The sequence below is a fragment of the Delftia sp. CH05 genome (genome assembly GCF_009827015.1).
GTDB lineage: Bacteria > Pseudomonadota > Gammaproteobacteria > Burkholderiales > Burkholderiaceae_C > Comamonas > Comamonas tsuruhatensis.
In genome coordinates this window covers 71,993-78,786 of the sequence record NZ_WUMG01000026.1, presented here as the reverse complement: position 1 = coordinate 78,786, position 6,794 = coordinate 71,993, and the positions used below count along the sequence as shown (strand labels likewise).

Here is a 6,794-nt window from a genome sequence, read left to right as displayed (position 1 = left end):
TGATCCGGCCGGTCGTGCGCGAGCTGGAGCCGCAGCAGCAGCACAAGCTCATCGACCTGCGGCTCGAACTCGACGACGCCCCGCTGATCGCCAAGGCCGACCCCGTGCGCTTCCAGCAGGTGGTGCGCAATGTGCTGGCCAATGCCATCAAGTTCTCGCCCATCGGCGGGCGCATCGATGTGCAGGGCCGCATCGACGGGCAGGGCGACATCTGCATCGCCTTCTCCGACCAGGGCCCGGGCATTCCGCCGCAGGAGCTGGACAAGATCTTCCAGCCCTTCGTGCAGTCCAGCAAGACCAAGGACGGCTCGGGCGGCACGGGCCTGGGGCTGGCCATCTGCCGCAAGATCATCGACGCCATGGACGGCACCATCGTGGCCGGCAACGGCCCGGCAGGCGGCGCCATCTTCACCATCATCCTGCCCAGCCGCAGTGCGCAGGAGACCCGACCGGCCGAGCTGACATAGCCTGCGCGGGCGCGGTGGCGCGAGGCTCAGGCCTCGGACGGCATGTGCCGCCCATGCACCAGCCAGTTGTCCCCTGCCTGCCAGCGCGCGGCCCAGGCGGGCAGCTGGTCGGCGGGCATGGGCCGGGCGATGCCGTAGCCCTGGGCCACGTGGCAGCCCATTTCGCGCAGGCGGCGCGCATGCCTGGGGGTTTCCACGCCTTCGGCCACGGATTCGAGCTGGAAGGTGCTGGCCAGCTGGATCACGCCTTCGACGATGCCCAGGTCGTCCGGGTCGGCCAGCATGTCGCGCACAAAGCTCTGGTCGATCTTCAGCGACTGCACGGGCAGCTTGCGCAGGTAGGTGAGCGAGGAGTAGCCGGTGCCGAAGTCGTCCAGCGCAAAGCGTATGCCCAGCTGCCGGCACTGGCCCATCACCTGGATGGCCTGCTCCATGTCGGCAATGGCGGCGCTTTCCAGGATTTCCAGCTCGATCAGCTGCGGCGGCAGTTCGGGATGCCGGGCCAGCACCTGGGCCATGGTGGCGTGGAAGCCGCCATCCAGAAGCTGGTTGGCGCTGACGTTGATGCTCACACACAGGTCCAGGCCCTGGTCGAGCCAGCGTGCCGCCTGGGCCACGGCCTCGCCGATGACCCAGTCGCCCAGCGGTCGCTCCAGGTCGCTGCCCGCGATGAAGGGCAGGAACTCGGCCGGCGAGCGCAGGCCCTGGCGCGGGTCGTGCCAGCGCAGCAGGGCCTCGGCGCCCACCAGCCTGCCGCCACCCAGCTCCACCTTGGGCTGGTAGTGCAGCAGGAATTCGCCCTGCTCCAGCGCACGGCGCAGCCAGCCCAGCTGCAGGCGGCGCGCATCGGCCTTGCGGTCGTTTTCCGGGTCGAACAGCTGGTAGCGGTTGCGCCCGGCCTGCTTGGCAACGCACATGGCCTGGTCGGCATGGCGCAGCAGCAGGTCGGGGTCGGCCTGGTCGTCGGGGTAGAGGCTGACACCCACGCTGGCGGTCACGGTCAGCACCCGGTCCTGCACGGGCACGGGGCGGCTGGCCGCCTCCAGCACCCGGTCGAGGATGGAGGTGCAGTGCTCGACCGAGCCGATCTGCGACAGCAGCAGCACGAACTCGTCGCCACCGAGCCGGGCCAGCGTGTCCTCGGAGCGCAGCACGCTCTTGAGGTGCTCGGCCACGCCCACCAGCAGCGCATCGCCGGTTGCAACGCCGTGCAGGTCGTTGATTTCCTTGAAGCCATCCAGGTCCAGAAAGCACACGGCCAGGGAGCGCCCCTCGCGCGCCGTGCGCAGCATGGCCTGGTTGAGGCGCTCGACCAGCAGGCGGCGGTTGGGCAGTCCGGTCAGCAGGTCGTAGTGGGTGACGCGGTCGAGCTCGGCCTCATGGGCCTTGATGTGGCTGATGTCGGTGAAGACGCCGATGTAGTGCTCGATCTCGCCGTCGGCACCCTGCGCAGCGGAGATGGACAGCATCTCGGCGAAGATCTCGCCCGATTTGCGGCGGTTCCAGATCTCGCCGTGCCAGAAGCCGTCGCGCGCGATGCAGGCCCAGATCTGCCGGTAGAACTCCGGCCCGTGCAGGCCCGAGGACAGCACGCGCGGCGTCTGGCCGATCACCTCCTCGGGCGCATAGCCGGTGATGCGGGTGAAGGCCGGGTTGACGCGCGTGATGCGCCGCGCCGGATCGACCACCATGATGCCCTGGTGGCTGCTGTCGAACACCACGGCGGCCTGGGCCAGCTCGCGCTCGAAGCGCTTGCGCTCGGTGATGTCCCGGGAGATGCCGAACAGGCCTGCGATGTGGCCTGCCGTATTGCGCACCGGGCCCTTGGTGACCAGGAGGTCCAGCGTCCTGCCCGGCTCCACCGTCAGTTGCTCCTCATGCGTGGCCACCTCCTGGCGCAGCACCGCCTGGTCCTTCCTGCGGATGGCGCTGGCGATGCCGAAGGGAAAGAGCGCGAAGTCATCCTTGCCCACGATGTCTTCGGCCTGCCGGCCCACCAGGCTGGCGGCGGCCCGGTTGACCAGCAGATAGCGCCCGCGCAGGTCCTTCACGAAGACGGCGTCCGAGGTGCCGGAGATCACCGAGTCCAGCAGCTGCCGCTGCATGTTGGCCTTGCGCAGCGAGCGCTGCAGCGTCTCGGCCAGCACGCTCACGGCCAGGCCGTTGACGGCCACCACCCCCCATTGCGCCCAGTCGCGCACGGCGACGCCGTCCGTCTGGTCCAGGCTGTAGGCCGCAAAGGCCGTGGCCAGCAGGCCCGGCCCCAGGCCGCCGATCAGCGCACTGACCAGCACGGGCAGCATGAACAGCAGCAGCAGCGAGCGTTCACCGAAATGGCTGGCCAGCGTGCTGCTGGCGGCCAGCACGGCCAGGCTCATGGCCAGGGCAAACAGATAGGAGGCCCAGACCGGGAAACGGCGCGGCCCCATTTCCTGGGTGATGGCGGAGGCGCCGCCGCTGTGCGCGGCCGGCACCGAGCACAGCGCGAAGAACAGCAGGAAGTCCGTGGCCAGCACAAAGAACAGCCCCTTGGCGACGGAAAGCCAGCCGATATCCGCACTGCCTGCCAACGCGAACAACAGCTTGTCGGACAGAATGATCCAGGCGAATGCGAGCAATCCGTAGCTCACCGTGATCAGTCCGATAAATCGGCGTCTTGCTGATTTGGCCATTTCAGCGTGGCACTCCCTGTGTATATGGCTGTCGGGAATTATTGCCAATCCCTGCTGGCAATCGCGTCGTCATTCGCCGAAAACAGGGGGCAATAAAACCATTTGCCGCGCACTCGCTCATTCATAGAGAAATTGCATCGCAGGCCTTTTCCGCCGGATGCGGGAATATCTGTCCGGCCCCTTTTTCCCGGTCCGGCCGCCAACTCAGTCCGGGCACTGGCGGCAGGGCTGCTGCTCGGTGCGGGCGGCCTCGGCATGCAGCCAGGCCAGGAAGGCCGCCACGGCGGGGCGCCGGGCGTTGCGCGCGGGGTAGACGGCAAAGTGGGCCTTGACGCGCAGGGCCCGGTCCATGCCGAAGGGGGCCACCAGCCGGCCGTCGGCAATGTGGCCGCCCGCGTTCATGGCGCTTTCCAGCGCCACGCCCAGGCCCTGCGTGGCCGCGTCCAGCGACATCTGGGCGCGGTCGAAGCGCACGGCAAAGCGCTCTGGCGCGCGCAGCTGCGAGAACGCCTGGAACCAGTCCGACCACTGGACGATGCTGACGTTGCTCTGGATCAGCGGCACGTGCAGCAACTGCTGCACGCGCTGCAGCCCATGCTCGGCCACGAACGCGGGGCTGGCCAGCGGCAGGATGTGCTCCTCGAACAGGGGCTCCACCTCCAGCTCCGGCCACTGCGCAATGCCGTAGCGGATGTCGATATCGGCCTGGCCCAGCGCGAAGTCGCTGTGCGAATGCGCAGCCGACAGGTTCAGCGCAATGTGCGGGCAGGCCCGCGCAAAGTCCCGCAGCCGGGGCATGAGCCAGAGGCTGGCGATGCTGGGCGCGCAGTGCACGTAGAGGCTGTTGCTCATGCTGTGGCGCAGGTCCTCGGTGGCCGAGACGATGGCCGCCAGCGCGCCGCCCACGCGCTCCAGGTAGGCCTGCCCCGGGCGGCTCAGGCGCACGCCATGCGCGCTGCGCTCGAACAGGCGCACGCCCAGCTGCGCCTCCAGCTTGGCCACCTGGTGGCTGACGGCCGAGGCCGTCAGGTGCAGCTCGGAGGCGGCCAGCGCGAAGCTGCGCCGGCGCGCCACGGCCTCGAAGGCCTGCAGGTGGGCACTGCTGGGAATGGATGCCATGGCAAGTTCCTCGAAGACGCAGGCAGCTCACGGGCAGACACCGGAAGACCCCGGGAGACCCCGTACGTGAGCTGAAGAACCGTCATCTTAGGCTGATGAAACATCGTTTGTCTTCATGCTCGTGACAGCCCAAGATGGCTGCATCCACCACAACCACAGCGGAGACAGGCACATGCTGCTCAAGGACAGGGTCGCCATCATCACCGGCGGCGCAGGGATCAACGGACTCGGTTTTGCCACGGCGCGCCAGATGGCCGCCCAGGGGGCCCGCGTGGCCATCCTCGACCTGGAGCGGGCCGATCCGGCCGGCGCGGCCGCGCGGCTGGGGGAAGGGCACCTGGGGCTGGTGGCCGACGTGACGGACAAGCCCTCGTGCGAGGCGGCGGCCGCCGCCGTGCTGCGCGCCTTCGGCCGCATCGACGCGCTGGTCAACAACGCGGGCATCACGCAGGCCGTGGGCACGCTGGAGATCGGCGGGGCCGACTACGACCGCGTGCTCGACGTGAGCCTGCGCGGCACGCTGTACATGTCCCAGGCCGTGCTGCCGGCCATGCGCAGGCAGCAAGCGGGCGCCATCGTCTGCATCTCTTCCGTCTCGGCCCAGCGCGGCGGCGGCATCTTCGGCGGGCCGCACTATTCGGCCGCCAAGGCCGGCGTGCTGGGGCTGGCCCGCGCCATGGCGCGCGAGTTCGGCGCCGAGGGCATACGCATCAACTGCGTCACGCCGGGCCTGATCGAGACGGACATCACCCAGGGCAAGCTCGGCCCCGAGCGCAAGCGCGAGATCTCCGCCACGATTCCGCTGGCCCGCCTGGGCCGCGCCGACGATGTGGCCGGCGCCTGCGTATTCCTGGCCAGCGACCTGGCCGCCTATTGCACGGGCATCACGCTCGATGTGAACGGCGGGATGCTCATCCACTGAGCCCCGCGCGCCTGGCCATGGCCTGCATGGCCGCACACAACCCAAGCAAAGGAGACAAGACCATGCAAAGCACGCTTTTCCACCGCGCCGCCCTGGCCGCCTGCGCCCTGCTGCTGCCGGCCCTGGCCTGTGCCCAGGCCGTCAAGCTCACGCTGGGGCACGGCGCCGCGCCCGACAACCCGCGCCACCTCGCATCGCTGAAGTTCGCCGAGCTGGTGAAGGCGCGCAGCGCGGGCCGCATCGAGGTGCAGGTCGCCCCCTCGGCCCAGCTGGGCGACGACGCGGCCATGGTCACGGCCCTGCGCACGGGCGCGCTGGACCTGTCGGCCAATTCCCAGGGCGCGGTGGCCGCGGCCGTGCCCGAGTACGCGGCCTATGGCATGCCGTTTCTCTTCGCCACGACGGCCCGGGCCTTCCAGCTGCTGGACGGGCCGCTGGGCCGGGAGCTGGCCGACAAATCGGCCGCCAAGGGCATGGTGGTGCTGGGCTACTGGGACAACGGCATACGCCACATGACCAACAGCAAGCGGCCCCTGCGCAGCGTGGACGATCTCAAGGGCCTGAAGATGCGCACGCCGCCCGACGCGGTGCTGGTGGACATCATGCAGGCCCTGGGCGCCGAGGCCCAGCAGATCAAGTTCGCCGAGCTGTACGTGGCCCTGCAGCAGGGCGTGGTCGACGGCCAGGAAAACCCGCTGGCCAACTTCCACGCCAGCAAGCTGTACGAGGTGCAAAAGCACCTGGCGCTGACGGGCCACATGTTCCAGATGACGCCGCTGATCATGGGCAAGCGCAGCTGGGACCGGCTGCCGGCCGCCGACCGCACGCTGCTGGCCGAGGCCGCGCAGGAGGCCACGGCCTACCAGCGCCAGCTGGCGCGCGAGGCCGACGACAAGCTGCTGGACGACATCCGCGCCAAGGGCGTGGAGGTGAGCACCATCGACGCGCGGGCCTTCGCCCAGGCCACGGCCAAGGTGCAGGACAAGTGGCTGGCCAGCCCTGCGGGCCCCTATATCGCCAGGGTCGTCAAGGCCGCAGGCGCGCAGTCAAGCGCAGGGAGCCATCCATGAACCTCATCGAACGCCTGGTCACGGGCCTGTGCCGCGCCGTGCTGTGGGCCAGCACCCTGGTGATCTTCGTGATCCTGGTGTGCAACACCGCCCTGCGCTATGCCAGCGGCACCAGCCTGCAGTGGGCCAACGAGGTGCCCGAGCTGCTGTTTCCCTGGCTGGTGATGTCGGGCGTGGTGCTGGCCGCCGCCCATGGCGCCCACATTACCACCAGCTTCCTGGTCGAGGCCCTGCCTGCCCGCGTGCGGCGCGCCACGGCCGTGCTGGGCTGGCTGGCCGTGGCCGCCCTGTACGCCACGCTGGCCTGGTCCACGCTGAACATGCTGGAGATCGTGCATGACGAGCGCAGCCAGATCCTGGGCATTCCCGGCTCGCTGACCTATGGCTGCGTGATGGTGGGCATGGCCTTGCTGGCCCTGCTGGCCCTGCAGTCGGCCTGGCGCGCCTGCGTGGCGGGCAGGGACCGGGTATCCGCGCAGGCCGGTGCCGCTGGTGCGTCTGCCGAACCGGCCCGGCCCGTGGCCGGCGCGCACTGGTGAAGGGA

The 6,794-nt window shown here is 69.5% G+C and carries 6 protein-coding genes; 4 read left to right on the top strand and 2 right to left on the bottom strand.

Translation table 11 applies throughout. The features are described 5' to 3' along the window. The coding region (locus GRX31_RS19330) for a sensor histidine kinase (protein WP_160854266.1) at positions 1-467 on the top strand (467 nt) is incomplete at its 5' end. 26 nt (positions 468-493) lie between these two features. Here GRX31_RS19330 and GRX31_RS19325 read toward each other — a convergent pair. Both GRX31_RS19325 and GRX31_RS19320 read right to left on the bottom strand, forming a co-directional pair. Next, a complete protein-coding gene (locus GRX31_RS19325) occupies positions 494-3,085 on the bottom strand; it encodes a putative bifunctional diguanylate cyclase/phosphodiesterase (protein ID WP_237426728.1) in 2,592 nt (863 codons plus the stop codon). Between the two features lie 258 nt (positions 3,086-3,343). Then, positions 3,344-4,258, bottom strand: a complete 915-nt coding sequence (locus tag GRX31_RS19320; RefSeq protein WP_034367884.1) for a LysR substrate-binding domain-containing protein — start codon at positions 4,256-4,258, stop codon at positions 3,344-3,346. Between the two features lie 172 nt (positions 4,259-4,430). Here GRX31_RS19320 and GRX31_RS19315 point away from each other — a divergent pair, with 172 nt between their 5' ends. The 3 genes from GRX31_RS19315 to GRX31_RS19305 all read left to right on the top strand — a co-directional run bounded on the left by GRX31_RS19315 (position 4,431) and on the right by GRX31_RS19305 (position 6,789). Continuing rightward, positions 4,431-5,180 (top strand): SDR family NAD(P)-dependent oxidoreductase, encoded by a 750-nt coding sequence (locus GRX31_RS19315; RefSeq protein WP_047219722.1) that lies wholly within the window; start codon positions 4,431-4,433, stop codon positions 5,178-5,180. 62 nt (positions 5,181-5,242) lie between these two features. Next, a complete protein-coding gene (locus tag GRX31_RS19310; protein WP_160854262.1) occupies positions 5,243-6,250 on the top strand; it encodes a TRAP transporter substrate-binding protein in 1,008 nt (335 codons plus the stop codon). Further along, positions 6,247-6,789 carry a TRAP transporter small permease gene (locus tag GRX31_RS19305; RefSeq protein WP_016450595.1) on the top strand — a complete coding sequence of 181 codons (543 nt, stop codon included), beginning with the start codon at positions 6,247-6,249 and terminating at the stop codon, positions 6,787-6,789. Before GRX31_RS19310 ends, GRX31_RS19305 begins: the two co-directional genes overlap by 4 nt. The last annotated feature ends 5 nt before the right edge of the window (positions 6,790-6,794 follow it).